This is a genomic window from Streptomyces sp. NPDC012466, assembly GCF_042955215.1.
Taxonomy (GTDB): Bacteria; Actinomycetota; Actinomycetes; order Streptomycetales; family Streptomycetaceae; genus Streptomyces.
The window spans coordinates 264,309-279,797 of the sequence record NZ_JBIBEQ010000009.1 but is presented as its reverse complement, the minus strand read 5'-3'; the positions used below and the strand labels follow the sequence as shown (position 1 = coordinate 279,797).

15 protein-coding genes and 1 riboswitch are annotated in these 15,489 nt (G+C 70.2%); of the genes, 13 read left to right on the top strand and 2 right to left on the bottom strand.

The annotated features are described in order from the left end of the window. Positions 1 to 59: 59 nt before the first annotated feature. Positions 60 to 159: riboswitch (glycine riboswitch) on the bottom strand. Between the two features lie 222 nt (positions 160 to 381). From ACFY9E_RS31240 to ACFY9E_RS31200, 9 genes are all read left to right on the top strand, one after another. Next, positions 382 to 1,050: an AAA family ATPase gene (locus ACFY9E_RS31240; protein ID WP_390989554.1), complete on the top strand. Its 669-nt coding sequence runs from the start codon at positions 382 to 384 to the stop codon at positions 1,048 to 1,050. Positions 1,051 to 1,211: 161 nt separating this feature from the next. Continuing rightward, entirely contained in the window at positions 1,212 to 2,000 is a 789-nt protein-coding gene (locus tag ACFY9E_RS31235) for an enhanced serine sensitivity protein SseB C-terminal domain-containing protein (protein ID WP_390989552.1), read from the top strand. Between the two features lie 162 nt (positions 2,001 to 2,162). Continuing rightward, positions 2,163 to 2,963, top strand: coding sequence for an enhanced serine sensitivity protein SseB C-terminal domain-containing protein (locus tag ACFY9E_RS31230; RefSeq protein ID WP_390989551.1), 801 nt, complete (start codon positions 2,163 to 2,165; stop codon positions 2,961 to 2,963). Positions 2,964 to 3,307: 344 nt separating this feature from the next. Then, a complete protein-coding gene (locus ACFY9E_RS31225) occupies positions 3,308 to 4,306 on the top strand; it encodes an ABC transporter permease subunit (RefSeq protein ID WP_390989550.1) in 999 nt (332 codons plus the stop codon). Positions 4,307 to 4,314: 8 nt separating this feature from the next. Continuing rightward, positions 4,315 to 6,081, top strand: a complete 1,767-nt coding sequence (locus ACFY9E_RS31220) for an ABC transporter substrate-binding protein (RefSeq protein WP_390989548.1) — start codon at positions 4,315 to 4,317, stop codon at positions 6,079 to 6,081. 91 nt (positions 6,082 to 6,172) lie between these two features. Further along, a complete protein-coding gene (locus tag ACFY9E_RS31215) occupies positions 6,173 to 7,183 on the top strand; it encodes an ABC transporter permease subunit (RefSeq protein WP_390989547.1) in 1,011 nt (336 codons plus the stop codon). Beyond that, entirely contained in the window at positions 7,180 to 8,262 is a 1,083-nt protein-coding gene (locus tag ACFY9E_RS31210; RefSeq protein ID WP_390989545.1) for an oligopeptide/dipeptide ABC transporter ATP-binding protein, read from the top strand. Before ACFY9E_RS31215 ends, ACFY9E_RS31210 begins: the two co-directional genes overlap by 4 nt. Before the next feature lie 14 nt (positions 8,263 to 8,276). Continuing rightward, complete coding sequence (locus ACFY9E_RS31205) at positions 8,277 to 9,419, top strand: dipeptide ABC transporter ATP-binding protein (protein ID WP_390989543.1); 1,143 nt, start codon at positions 8,277 to 8,279, stop codon at positions 9,417 to 9,419. 64 nt (positions 9,420 to 9,483) lie between these two features. Further along, positions 9,484 to 10,158 (top strand): TRIC cation channel family protein, encoded by a 675-nt coding sequence (locus ACFY9E_RS31200; protein ID WP_390989541.1) that lies wholly within the window; start codon positions 9,484 to 9,486, stop codon positions 10,156 to 10,158. Here the strand turns inward: ACFY9E_RS31200 and ACFY9E_RS31195 are convergent. Further along, on the bottom strand, positions 10,049 to 11,281 hold the full coding sequence (locus tag ACFY9E_RS31195; RefSeq protein ID WP_390989540.1) for an alpha/beta hydrolase-fold protein: 1,233 nt from the start codon (positions 11,279 to 11,281) through the stop codon (positions 10,049 to 10,051). The genes ACFY9E_RS31200 and ACFY9E_RS31195 overlap by 110 nt on opposite strands. Before the next feature lie 156 nt (positions 11,282 to 11,437). Between ACFY9E_RS31195 and ACFY9E_RS31190 the strand changes: the two genes are divergently transcribed. Beyond that, on the top strand, positions 11,438 to 12,298 hold the full coding sequence (locus ACFY9E_RS31190; protein WP_390989538.1) for an acyl-CoA thioesterase domain-containing protein: 861 nt from the start codon (positions 11,438 to 11,440) through the stop codon (positions 12,296 to 12,298). Between the two features lie 620 nt (positions 12,299 to 12,918). Here ACFY9E_RS31190 and ACFY9E_RS31185 read toward each other — a convergent pair. Next, positions 12,919 to 13,557: a TetR family transcriptional regulator gene (locus tag ACFY9E_RS31185; protein ID WP_390989537.1), complete on the bottom strand. Its 639-nt coding sequence runs from the start codon at positions 13,555 to 13,557 to the stop codon at positions 12,919 to 12,921. Positions 13,558 to 13,672: 115 nt separating this feature from the next. On the opposite strand from ACFY9E_RS31185, the gene ACFY9E_RS31180 reads away from it, so the two are divergent. The 3 genes from ACFY9E_RS31180 to ACFY9E_RS31170 all read left to right on the top strand — a co-directional run bounded on the left by ACFY9E_RS31180 (position 13,673) and on the right by ACFY9E_RS31170 (position 15,458). Beyond that, a complete protein-coding gene (locus ACFY9E_RS31180) occupies positions 13,673 to 13,837 on the top strand; it encodes a hypothetical protein (RefSeq protein ID WP_031103608.1) in 165 nt (54 codons plus the stop codon). Positions 13,838 to 13,881: 44 nt separating this feature from the next. Then, positions 13,882 to 14,148, top strand: a complete 267-nt coding sequence (locus ACFY9E_RS31175) for a hypothetical protein (RefSeq protein ID WP_031103607.1) — start codon at positions 13,882 to 13,884, stop codon at positions 14,146 to 14,148. Positions 14,149 to 14,288: 140 nt separating this feature from the next. Further along, positions 14,289 to 15,458 (top strand): aminotransferase class V-fold PLP-dependent enzyme, encoded by a 1,170-nt coding sequence (locus ACFY9E_RS31170; RefSeq protein WP_390989534.1) that lies wholly within the window; start codon positions 14,289 to 14,291, stop codon positions 15,456 to 15,458. Positions 15,459 to 15,489: the final 31 nt, after the last annotated feature.

Sequence of the window (15,489 nt, the reverse complement as noted above, 5' to 3'; positions counted from 1 at the left end):
GCACCTTGGGTGGGGCCACGCCCTGCCGAGACAGGGGAAGGCCCGCTTTTCAGATGTGCCTCGCCCGCGCGGTAACGGGGCCTGAGAGATTCAAGGGAGGGACTTGCTCCTTCGGCGCCCCAGCTCTTGCGGTGCTGGGGACTCTCCCGCGCGGATTCAAACGGCCGGTATGCAGTTGGCGCGCACATCATTGCACGCATCCTTCCGGTGCGGCAGGGGGACCTTTCACAGGGAGTGCACGAGTCCCGCCCGCCGGACTCCGCGACCTGTAGCAGCCCTGTTGCAGGACGCGGACGCAAATGAGAGGCCTGCGGCATTACCTTCTCTTTACACTCGGCGGGGATGGGACTCCGTACCTGGCCCCAGGGGAGGACGATCACGGTGAACAGGACCACCGCGTACGCGACGACGGGCATCGCGCTGCCCGAGCAGCCGGCCGCCGCTCCGGTCCGGGCGGTCCGCGCCCCGGTGCCGGCGCCGGTCGTCCGCGATCTGCGCGACCGCGCCGGACGCGGCCCACGCGCGCTGCTGTTCGGCCCCCGCGACCTCGTCGTGGTCACGGGCCTGCCCGGCAGCGGCAAGTCCACGCTGATGCGGCGCACCGTGCCGGACCGGCGGATCGACTCCCAGGACACCCGCGACCGCTGGGAGCGCCGCATGCCGCGCGCCCTGCCGTACGCGCTCTACCGCCCGCTCGTCCGCCTCGCCCACTACGCCGGGCTGCGCCGCGCCCTGCGCACGGGCGAGGGCCTCGTCGTGCACGACTGCGGCACCCAGGCCTGGGTCCGCCGCTGGCTGGCCCGTGAGGCCCGACGCCGGGGCGGCATGCTCCACCTGCTGCTGCTCGACGTCACCGCCGAGCAGGCGCTGGCCGGCCAGCGCGACCGGGGCCGCGGCGTCTCGCGCTACGCGTTCCTGCGCCACCGCGCGGCGAGCACCCGCCTGCTGCGCGCGGTGGAGCGCGGCGACCTCCCCGCCGGCTGCGGCTCGGCCGTCCTCGCCGACCGGGACGCGGCCGACACCCTCCGCAGAATCGGCTTCACCGGCTGACGGGCCGGGAGACGGGGCGCGGGGGACCGGGGGCGACGGGGTGTACGTGCGCCGGCGGCCCCGCCCCGGGCCCACCCCACGCTCCACGGCCCGACCACCCCGCGCCCCCGAGCCGTTAGCCTTTTGAGCCACAGCAGTGGTTCCAGGCAGGCGGTAGGCAGATGGACTTCCCGGCGGAATTCTCCGCGGACTTTCCGGCGCAGACGCAGACCCACCCGCACGGCGGTTGGCCCGGCAACGAACTGGAGGAGGTGCTCTCGGCCTCCCTCGGCGCCGGTCCGGCGGCCGGCGGGCGGATCGTCGAGGTGCTCGGCCGGAGCTTCGTGTGGATCCCGCTGGCCAGCGGCGGCGGTCCGCACAGCGGCCCCCTCGACCTGCCCGGCATCGAGATCGACGGCCAGGCGTTCGTGCCGGTGTTCAGCTCCGAGGAGCAGTTCCGCCAGGTCGTCGGCTCCCACATGTCGTACACCATCGCCCCCGCCGTGGAGTTCGCCCGCGGCCTGCCCCCGCACGCGGGGATGGTCATCAACCCGGGCGGTGTGGTGGGCATCCCGCTCCCGCCGCCCGCCGTGGCGGAGCTGTGCCGGGCCGGCCGGACCCCGCTGGACGGCCCCGCGAGCGGCGGCCGGGTCCGTCTCTTCGAGCCCGACTGGCAGGACGACCCGGTGGATTTCCTGGCCGCTGCGTCCGCCGAGTTCGAGGCCACCGGCGTCGTCGTCACGGCCCGCCGTTGTCTCGCCGCCATCGAGACCGCCGAGCCCGTGATGTTCGTGGGCGTCGAACTCTCCCAGTGGGAAGGCGACGTGCGCGCACTCCCGCTGGAGGCCCTCACCCGGGCCGTCACCGCCGTCCCGGCCCCCTGGCCGGTCAACCTGGTGCTGCTGGACGTGACGGAGGACCCGGTGGGCAACTGGATGAGGGAGCGGGTCCGGCCCTTCTACCAGCGGTAGGGCGAGGGACCCAGGGGCGCGGGCTGTGACACCCTGCGGCTCCGCCGCGTGGGCGCGACACGCCACGGCCGGGCCGCACTCGCCGCACGAGGGCAAGTCCCGAGTCGGCGTGCGGGCTTAAGCTAGGGCACCGTCGAGGCGTTGTACGAAGGGGCGGTAAAGGTGAGCGCGAGCGGCACGGCCGCGGCCGGACAGGTCGAGCACATGCTGCGCCAGGTCACGCCCGGGCGCTACGACGCCTATGAGGCACTCCTGCGCGCGCTCGCGACCCCGCACAGCGGCCAGATCTGGATGCTCCTGTGGCACGGGCAGGCCGGCTCCCCGGACGCCCAGTACGGGAACATGGACGTCGACGGCCACGGCTACGCCCCCTGCGTGACCTCCGCCCAGGAGCTCTCCGCCAGCGGCTGGAACCGCTCGTACGAGGTGGTCGACGGGATCGACGTCGCCCGCGCCCTCTACCCCGACCACTACGGTCTCTGGCTCAACCCGCACGCCCCCGGCGGGGGCGTCGGCATTCCCTGGCTCGACCTGCGCCGGATCGCCACGGGCCTGGACCGCCAGCCCGCCGGCCCCCTGCGCCTGTCCGAACCCGCCATCGAGATCCCGCAGTTCTACGCCCTGCTCGCGCAGAACGCCCACCGCACCCCGGCCGTCCGCTCGCTGCGCCGCGCCTGGGTGCAGCCCGCGCTCGGGGCGCCGTACCTCGCCATCGGACTGGATGTGTACGACACCTCGCCGCCGGCCGTGGACTCCGTGCGCGCGATGATGCAGCAGTCCCTCGGCGCGGTACCCGACGGACTGCCCGTGTCGACCGTCGCCATGTCCGACGAGCACGACCCGGTCGCGATGTGGCTGCGTGCGAAGGCCCGCCCCTTCTACGACCGCGAGGCGCACGCCACGGCCCCCGTCCAGGCCCCGGCGTCGGGCTACGGATATCCTCCGGCTCAGGGCCGGTACTGACCGGCTCGAAGTCGTCCTCGGAACCCCTTCCGCACCGCCCGGCGAAACGCGACGATCACTCTGCTCTCCGCGCGTAGATAGGGGTGAAGTGCGCGCGTATGTCCTAAAATGCCCCTATCCCGGCCTGTCCGACCCCCGTTACCCGCTGTCCGGATAACGGAACCCCGCAGACAGCATCACGTTTACGCATCCTTTCATCGCCAAGTCTGGCAACAGATCGCCAAAGCGTTGAAGACTCCCCGCAAGACACGGGCCGGGTCGGTCTCGTGTACGAGACAAACAAAACCGCTACAGCGGCAGCCAGGGGCTCGGCGATCGCCGGCCCGAGAGGGGTCAATCGCACCGTGACCGCACCGATCGAGACCACCGGGGCGGAAGCCGGAGCACAGCCCGAGGCCGTGCTCTCCGGGGTCAAGAAGAGCCAGATCGAAGGGCGCTCGCTCACCCAGATCGCCTGGATGCGCTTCAAGCGGGACAAGGTGGCGATGGCGGGAGGCGTCATCGTCATCCTGCTCGTGCTGATGGCGGTGTTCTCCAAGCCGATCCAGTGGATCTTCGACCTCGATCCCAACAAGTTCAACCAGGACCTGATCGACCCCGCGCTGCTCGCCCCCAAGGGCGGCTGGGGCGGAATGAGTTGGGACCACCCGCTCGGCGTGGACCCCCAGTACGGGCGGGACATGCTCGCCCGCATCATCGACGGTTCCTGGGTCTCCCTCCTGGTCGCGGGCGGCGCCACGCTGCTGTCCGTGTGCATCGGCACCGTGCTCGGTGTCATCGCCGGGTACTACGGCGGCTGGATCGACAGCGTGATCAGCAGGCTCATGGACACGTTCCTGGCCTTCCCCCTGCTGCTGTTCGCCATCTCGATCTCGGCCTCGGTGCAGGACGGGTTCTTCGGCCTCGAGGGCCTGTCCCTGCGCATCAGCGTGCTGATCTTCGTGATCGGCTTCTTCAGCTGGCCGTACATCGGCCGCATCGTGCGCGCCCAGACGATGACCCTGCGCAAGCGGGAGTTCATCGAGGCCGCCACGAGCCTCGGGGCACGCGGCCCGTACGTCCTGTTCCGGGAGCTGCTCCCCAACCTCGTCGCGCCGATCCTCGTCTACTCGACGCTGATCATCCCGACGAACATCCTGTTCGAGGCCGCGCTGAGCTTCCTCGGCGTCGGTATCGCTCCGCCGCAGGCCTCCTGGGGCGGCATGCTCAGCAACGCTGTGGATCTCTACACAGCTGATCCGCAGTACATGTTCGTGCCCGGACTGGCGATCTTCATCACCGTCCTGGCCTTCAACCTGCTGGGTGACGGGCTGCGTGACGCCCTCGACCCTCGCAGCAAGTGATCCATCGAATGAGGGAGCTTCCTCAGGTGAAGACGAGAAGGGTGACCGCCGGCGTTGCGTCGGTCCTGGCACTGTCGCTGGGTGCTGCCGCGTGCGGCGGCGGAGGTGACGACAACGACGGGGGAGGCAACGGCAAGAAGGACGCCGCGCTGAACTCGATCGTCAACGCGTCGGACAAGAAGGGAGGGACGGTCACGTACGAGCACTCGGACGTGCCGGACTCCCTCGACCCGGGCAACACGTACTACGGCTGGGTCCAGAACTTCTCCCGCCTCTACGGCCGGACGCTCACCACGTTCAAGCCGGCCGCGGGCAAGGAAGGCCTGGAGGTCGTGCCGGACCTCGCCGAGGGACTCGGCAAGTCCAGCCCGGACGCCAAGACCTGGACGTACAAGCTGCGTGCGGGTGTGAAGTTCCAGGACGGCACCCCGGTGACGTCCAAGGACGTCAAGTACGCCATCGAGCGCTCCAACTTCGCGCCCGAGGCTCTGTCCAACGGCCCGACGTACTTCAAGGCGTACCTGGAGGGCGGCGACAAGTACAAGGGTCCCTACAAGGACAAGTCCGCCGAGGGCATCAAGTCCATCGAGACGCCGGACGACCGGACGATCGTCTTCAAGCTGAAGCAGCCGTTCGCCGACTTCGACTACCTCGCGACGTTCTCGCAGACGGCCCCCGTGCCGCAGGCGAAGGACACCGGTGCGAAGTACGTCCAGGCCATCCAGTCCTCCGGCCCGTACCAGTTCCAGTCCTACGAGGAGGGCCGCGGCGCCACCCTCGTGCGCAACAAGCAGTGGGACGCCAAGACGGACCCGATCCGCAAGGCCCTGCCGGACAAGATCACGATCAAGTTCAAGGTCAACCCGGTCACGGTCGACAACAACCTGCTCTCCGACAAGATCACGGCTGACGCGGCCGGCACGGGTGTGCAGCCGCAGACCCAGCCGAAGGTGCTGCGCGGCAAGTACGCCAACCAGACGGACAGCTCCTACGCGGGCGCCACGCAGTACATCGCGCTCAACGTGAACGTGAAGCCGTTCGACAACGCCGACTGCCGCAAGGCCGTGCAGTGGGGCCTCGACAAGCAGTCGGTGCTCGACGCCATGGGCGGTTCGCCGAAGGGCGACGTGGCGACCACGCTGCTGCCGCCGTCGGTGAACGGCTACACCAAGTTCGACACCTACGCGACCGACGGTCACAAGGGTGACGTGGCCAAGGCCAAGGCGGCGCTCAAGGCGTGTGGCAAGCCGAACGGCTTCAACACGATCCTGACGGCCCGCTCCGACCGCCCCGCCGAGATCGCCGCGGCGACCGCCATCCAGGCGTCGCTGAAGAAGATCGGCATCAACATCGAGATCAAGCAGTTCCCCTCCGGCAAGTACTTCTCCAACTTCGCCGGTGTCCCGAGCTACGTCCACGACAACAAGCTCGGCATGCTCTCGATGGCGTGGGGTGCCGACTGGCCGACCGGCTACGGCTTCCTCGACCAGATCATCAACGGTGCCGCCATCAAGCCCTCGGGCGGCAACAACCTGATGGAGCTGGACGACCCGAAGATCAACAAGGCCCTGACGGACGCGATCGCCAACACCGACGACGCGGCCCGCACCAAGGCCTGGGGTGACATCGACAAGATGGTGCTCGACAACGCCTCGGTCGTCCCGCTGGTCTACCGCAAGAACCTGCTGCTCCGGCCGGCGTCCGCCAACAACGTCACGGTCACGCAGGCCTACCTCGGCATGTACGACTACCTGCTGATGAGCTCCTCGAAGTAATTCAGCAGGCCGGATCCTTTCGAAAGGCAGGTGAAGGCACCGGGTGGCCGCGGCGGACGACCCCGCCGCGGCCACCCGGGGCCGTACAGCTGTGGCTGCGTACATCCTCCGACGCGTCATGGGCGCAGTGCTGTTGCTGCTGGTGGTCAGCGCAGTCACCTTCGCCATCTTCTTCCTGGTCCCCCGCATCGGGGGACAGACGGCCGACCAGTTGGCCACCCAGTACGTCGGCAAGGACGCGAACCCCGCTTCCGTCGCCGCGATCAAGGAGAACCTTGGGCTGGACCAGCCGGTCTACGTTCAGTACTGGGAGTTCATCAAGGGCCTCGTGGTGGGCGCCGACTACAAGTTCGGTCCCGACGCGACGCACTGCAGCGCACCCTGCTTCGGGTACTCCTTCAAGAGCCACATCGAGGTGTGGCCGCAGTTGGAGCAGCGGATCCCGGTCTCCTTCTCGCTGGCCGTCGGTGCGGCGGTGATCTGGCTGGTCTCCGGCGTGACGACCGGTGTCATCTCGGCACTGCGCAAGGGCAAGCCGATCGACCGCGCCGCCATGTTCATCGCCCTCGCCGGCGTCTCCCTGCCGATCTTCTTCACCGGCCAGATCCTGCTCGCGCTCTTCGTCTACGAGATCCCCGTCTGGGAGAGCATCGACTACGTCCCGTTCACGGAGAACCCCGCCGAATGGGCCTGGCACCTGATGCTGCCCTGGGTCAGCCTCGCGTTCCTCTTCTCCGCGCTCTACGCCCGGCTCACCCGGGCGGGCATGCTGGAGACGATGAGCGAGGACTACATCAGAACGGCCAGGGCCAAGGGTCTGAAGGAGACCACGGTCGTGGCCAAGCACGGCCTGCGCTCCGCCCTCACCCCCATCGTCACCATCTTCGGCATGGACTTCGGCACCCTGGTCGGCACCGCGGTGCTCACCGAGACCGTCTTCTCCCTCCAGGGCATCGGCGCCTACTCGGTCCAGGCCATCAAGGACAACGACCTGCCCATCGTGATGGGCGTGACCCTGGTCGCCGCGTTCTTCATCGTCTTCTGCAATCTGATCGTCGACCTGGTGTACGCCGCCATCGACCCCCGGGTGAGGTACTCGTGAGCAAGCTCGACAAAGCCGCGCTCGGCGAACCGGACACCACCGCCGCGTCCGTCCCGGACGACGTCTTCCTGTCCGTCCGTGACCTGCGCATCCACTTCGACACCGACGACGGCCTGGTCAAGTCCGTCGACGGCGTCAGCTTCGACGTGCGCAAGGGCAAGACCCTGGGCATCGTGGGCGAGTCCGGTTCCGGCAAGTCGGTCACCTCGCTCGGCGTGATGGGCCTGCACCGCTCGGCGCGCGCCAAGGTCTCCGGCGAGGTCTGGCTCGACGGCCAGGAACTGATCGCGGCCGACCCCGACGACGTGCGGCGGCTGCGCGGCCGGAAGATGGCCATGATCTTCCAGGACCCGCTGTCGGCGATGCACCCGTACTACACGGTCGGGCAGCAGATCGTGGAGGCGTACCGGGTCCACCACGACGTCAGCAAGAAGGCCGCCAAGCAGCGGGCGGTCGAGATGCTCGACCGCGTCGGCATCCCCGAGCCCGCCAAGCGCGTCGACGGTTACCCGCACGAGTTCTCCGGCGGTATGCGCCAGCGCGCCATGATCGCCATGTCGCTGGTGAACAACCCCGAGCTGCTCATCGCCGACGAGCCGACCACCGCCCTGGACGTCACCGTGCAGGCGCAGATCCTCGACCTGATCCGGGACCTGCAGAAGGAGTTCGGCTCCGCGGTCATCATGATCACCCACGACCTGGGCGTGGTCGCCGAGATGGCCGACGACCTGCTGGTGATGTACGGCGGCCGGTGCATCGAGCGCGGCCCCGCCGAGGACGTGTTCTCCGAGCCCCGGCACCCCTACACCTGGGGCCTGCTCGGCTCGATGCCGCGTCTGGACCGCGAGGAGACCGACCGGCTCATCCCGATCATGGGCGCGCCGCCCTCCCTCATCAACCTCCCGTCCGGCTGCGCCTTCCACCCGCGCTGCCCGTACGCGGACATCCCGAAGGACAACGTCACCCGCACGGTCCGCCCCGAGCTGACCGAGGTCGGCGGCTCGCACTGGGCCGCCTGCCACATGACGCAGGAGCAGCGGGAGCGTATCTGGACCGAAGAGATTGCGCCGAAGCTGTGAGCGACGACAAAACGGTGAGCACACCGGACACGAGCGGGAGCACCCTCACCCAGGGCACCACCGCCGACGGCGAGGTCCTGCTGAAGGTGACCGGCCTTCAGAAGCACTTCCCGATCCGCAAGGGCCTGCTCCAGCGGCAGACCGGCGCGGTGCGCGCCGTCGACGGCATCGACTTCGAGGTGCGCAGGGGCGAGACGCTCGGCGTCGTCGGTGAGTCGGGCTGCGGCAAGTCCACCATGGGCCGGCTGATCACCCGGCTGCTGGAACCGACCGACGGCTCGGTCGAGTTCGAGGGCAAGGACATCACGCACCTGAAGCCCGGCGAGCTGCGCCCCATGCGCCGCGACGTGCAGATGATCTTCCAGGACCCGTACTCCTCGCTGAACCCGCGCCACACGATCGGCACGATCGTCGGCGCCCCCTTCCGGCTCCAGGGCGTCGAGCCCGAGGGCGGTGTGAAGAAGGAGGTCCAGCGGCTGCTGTCGGTGGTCGGTCTCAACCCCGAGCACTACAACCGCTACCCGCACGAGTTCTCCGGCGGCCAGCGCCAGCGCATCGGCATCGCCCGCGCGCTCGCGCTCAACCCCAAGCTGGTCGTGGCGGACGAGCCGGTCTCCGCGCTGGACGTGTCGATCCAGGCGCAGGTGGTGAACCTGCTGGACGACCTCCAGGAGGAGCTGGGCCTGACGTATGTGATCATCGCGCACGACCTGTCGGTCGTCCGGCACGTCTCGGACCGGATCGCGGTGATGTACCTCGGCAAGATCGTCGAGCTGGCGGACCGCGACAAGCTGTACAAGTCGCCGATGCACCCGTACTCCAAGGCCCTGCTGTCGGCCGTGCCGATACCGGATCCGAAGCGCCGGGGCGTCAAGAGCGAGCGCATCCTGCTCAAGGGCGACGTGCCCTCGCCGATCGCCCCGCCGAGCGGCTGCCGCTTCCACACCCGGTGCTGGAAGGCGACGGAGATCTGCAAGACGACCGAGCCGCCGCTGGTGGAGCTGCGGGCCGGTCAGCAGGTCGCCTGTCACCACCCGGAGAACTTCGAGGACCAGCAGCCGCAGGACACCAAGCTGCTGTCCTCCGCCCACGAGGTGGTCGTGGAGAAGGGCGTCGACAAGACCGCCGGCAACGACACGGCGCCCGTCCAGAAGTAGGCCCCGCCGAGCCCCCGCCCTCGCACATCAGGGCGGGGGCTCACCCGTGGGTGAAAATGTTCGGGTGCTCCAGCAACTCTTCAGCCCGTCCGTCCAGCACACGCTCGACCTGATCGGCATCTTCGTCTTCGCGATCTCCGGCGCCCTGCTGGCCGTGCGCAAGAACTTCGACGTGTTCGGCATGGCCGTCCTCGCCGAGGTCACCGCGCTGGGCGGAGGGCTGTTCCGTGACCTGGTCATCGGGGCCGTGCCGCCCGCCGCCTTCACGGACCTGGGGTACTTCCTCACCCCGCTGCTCGCCACCCTCCTGGTCTTCTTCCTGCACCCCCAGGTGGAGCGCATCCAGGTCGCGGTGAACGTCTTCGACGCGGCCGGCCTCGGCCTGTTCTGCGTCGCCGGCACGACCAAGGCGTACGAGTACGGGCTCGGCCTGACCGCCTCCGCCGGTCTGGGACTGACCACCGCCGTGGGTGGCGGTGTGCTGCGGGACGTCCTCGCCAACGAGGTGCCCTCGCTGCTGCGCTGGGACCGCGACCTGTACGCGGTCCCGGCCATCGTCGGCTCCGCCCTGGCCGCCCTGTGCATCCGCTACGACGCCCTGAACCCGGTCACGAGCGGCCTCGCGGTCATCACCGCCTTCGTACTGCGCCTGCTCGCGATGCGGTACCACTGGCGAGCTCCGCGGGCGTGGCACCGGCGGTCGACGGTGAGCGAGGAGGAGCAGCCGGTCCTGCCGTGACGCCGGCGCCCATCTCCTCGGTCAGCCAGCGGAACGCCGGGACGACCTGCGGCCGCCACAGCGCCATGTTGTGGCCGCCCGCGCTCTTCGGGATGTAGATCACGTGCACGGTCGTCGGCGCCTTCGCGGTCTGCTCCAGGGCCACGGCGGCCTCGTAGCCGTCGTGCGGCTGGCCGGAGAGGTACAGCGCGATCCGCGGCGGGACGGGCGCCCTGCGCAGCATCAGATACGGGTTGTTCTCGGAACGCAGGGTGGGGTTCTGCGCGGTGAGCGAGTCGCGTTCACCGATCGGGTCGTTGTAGCCGGACATGCTGACGGCGGCCCGGTAGCGGTCGGGGTGGGCGACGGCGAGCCTGGTCGCGCAGTGCGCCCCGGCCGAGTAGCCGGCGACGGCCCAGCCCTGCGGGGCCGACTGGGCGCGGAAGTTGTCCATGACCATCTTCGGCACGTCGACGCTCAGCCAGGTGTCGGCGTTGACCGTGCCCGGGATGTTGGCGCACCCGGTGTCGACCCCGGCCAGCAGGTTGGTGCGAGGAGCGACCAGGATGAACGGGGCCACCCGGCCGTCGCGCATCAGCGGCTCCAGCTGCTCGTGCGCGTGCAGCGAGCCGAACCACGCCTTCGCCGAGCCGGGGTAGCCGGGCAGCAGCTCCACGACCGGGAACCTGTGGTGCCGGTAGGCCGGTTCGCCGTACTGCGGGGGCAGCCAGACGTAGACCTCGGCGTTCACACCCGACACCCGGCCCTTGAGCTGGGTCACCCGCACCCCGCCGGCCGCGCCCATCCCGGGGCCGGTGGCGGGCGTGAAGCTCTGGCGCACCTTGGGCAGCCGCTTGAGCGAGATCCCGCCGGTGCCGTCGGTGCCCAGATCGGCCGCCTGCTGCACATGGTCGCCGGTGCCGAGCAGATCGGCCCAGTTGTCGTACAGGTTGTTGGCGTTGTTGACCAGCGTGAAGACCAGGGCCACGGCCGTCCCCTGTGCGAACAGCAGCATCAGCGCCCGTGCCGCGGCACGCAGGACCCGGGGACCGCGGAGGCGCGACCACAGGACCAGCGGCAGGACGAGTGCGGCGACGGACAGTACGACCAGCGTGCAGAGGAACGGTGTCCCGGTGAGGCTCATGCCCCTACAGAGGACGGGAAGGGCCGCGGGGTTTACGGACGAGTCGGACACTTACCGAGAAATTGCCCGTGTCTCACCAAGGCGTGACCCGGGTCGCCGTCCAGGGCGACAAGTAGAAAGCTACCGCTTAGTAGTAAGTTCTTGTACTGTTCAGCCATGCCAGAAGCAGCCACCGCCCCGGCCGCCCGGGCCACGATCGGCGACAGCGAGTTCGACCGCGACACCGCGCTCACCCGCCGCGCGCCGGGCGTCTACGACATCGACCTCTCCGCCGGCTGGACGATCATCAGCGCCGTCAACGGCGGCTACCTGCTGGCCGTCCTGGGCCGCGCCCTCGCGGACGCCCTGCCGCACGCCGATCCCTTCACGATCTCGGCGCACTACCTGACCGCGTCCCAGCCCGGCCCCGCGGTCGTCCGCACGGACGTCGTCCGCACCGGCCGCACCCTGTCGACCGGTCAGGCCTCCCTCTTCCAGTACGACGATGAGGGCCGCGAGGTCGAGCGCATCCGCGTCCTCGCCTCCTACGGCGACCTGGACACCCTGCCCGACGACGTCCGTACGACGGCCCGGCCGCCCGCGATCCCGCCGCTGGAGGGCTGTTTCGGCCCCGAGGACGGGCCCGCCCCCGTCGACGGCAGCTCGGCGATCACCGAGCGCCTGATGCTCAAGCTCGACCCGTCCACTCTCGGCTGGGCCCTCGGGCAGCCCTCCGGCAAGGGCGAGATGCGGGCCTGGTTCGGCCTCAAGGACGGGCGCGATCCCGACCCGCTCTCCCTGCTGCTTGCGGTCGACGCCCTGCCGCCCACGGCCTTCGAACTCGGGCTGAAGGGCTGGGTGCCGACCGTCGAGCTGACCGTGCACGTCCGGTGCCGCCCGGCGCCGGGTCCGCTGCGGGTGTCGATCGTCACGCGCAACCTCGCCGGCGGCTTCCTGGAGGAGGACGCCGAGGTGTGGGACAGCGCGGACCGGCTGGTGGCGCAGTCCCGGCAGCTGGCGCGGGTCCGGCTGGGCTGAACTCTGCCTCGTCGACAGGCAGGTCACAGGGCGGCCCCAAGGGAGGCCCAGGCGGCGTTGGTTGAGTACTCGCCTCAGGACTCCCTCATCTTCCCTGGAGCTGTCTCTCATGAAGCGTGCGTGTCTCCTCCCCGCCGTGGCCCTGCTGGCGCTCTCTTCTCTGGCCCTGGCGGCCTGCGGGTCGGGCGACTCCTCGTCGTCCTCGAACAGTGGGGGCGGGTCGGGGCGCCAACAGTCCTGTCAGGCGCCGTCGGGGGCGGCTTCGGGGGCTCCTTCCGGCGCGCCCTCGGGGGCCCCGTCGGGCGCCGCCTCCGCGGGATCCATGCCGGCCGGTAAGCCGTCCGGGGCCCCCTCGGGGATGCCCAGTGGTGCGCCGGGCGGCGGCCAGGGTGGTCTCGGTGGCGGTCACGGCGGCGGCTGCGGCGGTCCGGGAGGCGGCGGCGGTCAGGCCGCGGGCGGGCAGGGGGAGGGCCGGCAGTCTCAGCAGTCGCAGAAGGAGCAGTAGGTGCGACAGGAGCAGTAGGCGCAGGATGCCGACTCGGCTCCACCCGGGTCGGCATGCGGCAGAGGCGGCGCGTCCGGCGAACGGGCGCGCCGCCCCTGTGTGTTGTCCGGGGGTGTCAATCCAGCCAATGCCGGCGGCCGAGGCCGATCAGCCTCATCTGGCGGGTCGCCAGCTGTGCGACGCGCCGGGTCCGGTCGGGGCGCTCCTCCTCCGGCCCCTCCAGGGCTTCCAGGAACAGCGACGCCGTGCTCAGCATCTGGTCCACGTAGAGATGCGCGAGCATCAGCAGGTCGTCCTCGCTCCAGCCCTCGGACACCGGGTCCTTGGCCAGCTCGTCCTTGACCTCCTGGGCGAACCGGGCGAGTTGTTCCCGTATGGCTTCCCGGACCGGCAGAACTCCGCCATGTCGTTCACGGGCGATGAAGCGGACATGGGCGGGGTACCCGTCGACGTGACGGGCGATCAGTTCGATGGCGCGTGTGATGCGTTCCTCGTGGTCGCCCGTCGTGGACACCGTCGTCCGGATCATCGGGTGCAGGCTGCCCAGCGCCTCCTCGACCAGGGCCACGCCGAGATCCGCCGTGGAGCGGAAGTGGCGGTAGAAGGCGGTCGGGGCGACACCGACGGCGCGGGTGACCTCGCGCAGTCCCAGGCTGCTCAGACTCTGCCCCTCCAGCAGCCCGAGGGCCGCGTCGAGGAGTGCCTGCCGGGTCTTCTGCTTCTGGGCCTGCCGGATGCCGAGGGTGTGACTCATACCATGCAGTTAACAACTGTTCTCTGGAATTGGAAAGTCATGAGAGGCGTTAGGCTGGGAAGTCAGTGAACAACTGTAACCACAACCGTTCACCGAACTCTGGGGGCTGATTCCCGTGCTGTTCATCGTCGCCGCACTCCTGCTGCTGGGTGTCGTCCTGGGCACCGTGGCCCACGCGCCGCTCACCTTCTCCGTCGCCGTCGGCGCCGTCATCGCCGTCTGGCTCGGCATCTTCGCCCTCCGCGAGCGCGGCCGCCGCCGCCACACGCAGGCCCACTGACACCGACCACCACCCCTTCGATCCGCATCCAGGAGTCGATCACCATGCAGCTCACCGCTCCGGCCTCGCGCCGCACCGGCATCCGCGACACCGACGGCATGGCCGTTGCGTCCTTCATCCTCGGCCTGCTGGGCCTGCTCGTGCTCAACCTCTTCCTCGGCCCGATCGCCATCGTGCTGGCGAGCGTCGCCCTGTGGCGCGGAACCGAGCGCCGCGGCCGTGCGCTGCTGGGCCTGGGCCTGGGCGTCGCCGACCTGCTGGTCCTCGCGGCCTTCATGGAGTTCGACAGCACGATCTCGTGGAGCTTCTGAGCCGCCGTCGGACAGCCGTCCGCCGGTACGCCGCGGCCGGGCCCGTGGACGACGGGCCGTCGCCGCGCCGGGAAGCGGTTCACGTTCGGCCAGCCTTGATCTGAGGCCGGTGGAAGGGGAGCCGTAGAATCGGGCTCACCATGGCTTACCTCGACCACGCCGCGACCACCCCGATGCTCCCGGAGGCGGCAGAGGCACTCACCGCCCAGCTGGGTGCCACCGGCAACGCGTCCTCCCTCCACGCATCCGGCAGGCAGGCCCGCCGCACTGTCGAGGAGGCCCGCGAGACCCTCGCCGAAGCCCTCGGCGCCCGCCCCAGCGAGGTCGTCTTCACCTCGGGCGGCACGGAGGCCGACAACCTCGCCGTCAAGGGTCTCTACTGGTCACGCCGCGACGCCGATCCGGTCCGCACCCGCGTCCTCGCCAGCCCCGTCGAGCACCACGCGGTCCTCGACGCCGTGCACTGGCTCGGCGAACACGAGGGCGCCACCATCGAGTACCTGCCGGTCGACTCCCACGGCCGCGTCCACCCCGACGCCCTGCGCGAGGCGATCGCCCGCAACCCCGACGACGTGGCCCTCGCCACCGTCATGTGGGCGAACAACGAGATCGGGACGATCCTGCCGATCCGCGAACTCGCCGCCGCCGCAGCCGAGTTCGGGGTCCCGCTGCATTCGGACGCCGTCCAGGCCTTCGGCCAGATCCCCGTGGACTTCGCCGCCTCCGGCCTCGCCGCGATGACGGTCTCGGGCCACAAGATCGGCGGCCCCTACGGCATCGGCGCGCTGATCCTCGGCCGTGAGCACACCCCGGTCCCGGTGCTGCACGGCGGCGGCCAGGAGCGCCATGTGCGCTCCGGCACCCTCGACGTGCCCGCCATCGCCTCCTTCGCCGTCGCCGGGCGGCTGGCCGCCGAGCAGCGCGAGTGGTTCACCCGCGAGATCGGCGCCCTGCGCGACGCCCTCGTCGCCGCGGTCCGTTCGGCCGTGCCGGACGCGATCCTCGGCGGCGACCCGGACCCGGAGGGCCGGCTCCCGGCCAACGCGCACTTCACCTTCCCCGGCTGCGAGGGCGACTCCCTGCTGCTCCTGCTCGACGCGCAGGGGATCGAGTGCTCCACCGGCTCCGCCTGCACCGCCGGCGTCGCCCAGCCCAGCCATGTCCTGCTCGCCACCGGCACCGACCCCGACCTGGCCCGCGGCACCCTGCGCTTCTCCCTCGGCCACACCTCCACCGAGGCCGACATCGAGGCCCTGGCGAAAGCCATCGGCCCGGCGGTGGAACGGGCGCGGGCTGCCGGACTGACGTAGGGCGAGCGGCCGGACCGACGGAGAGGCGGCG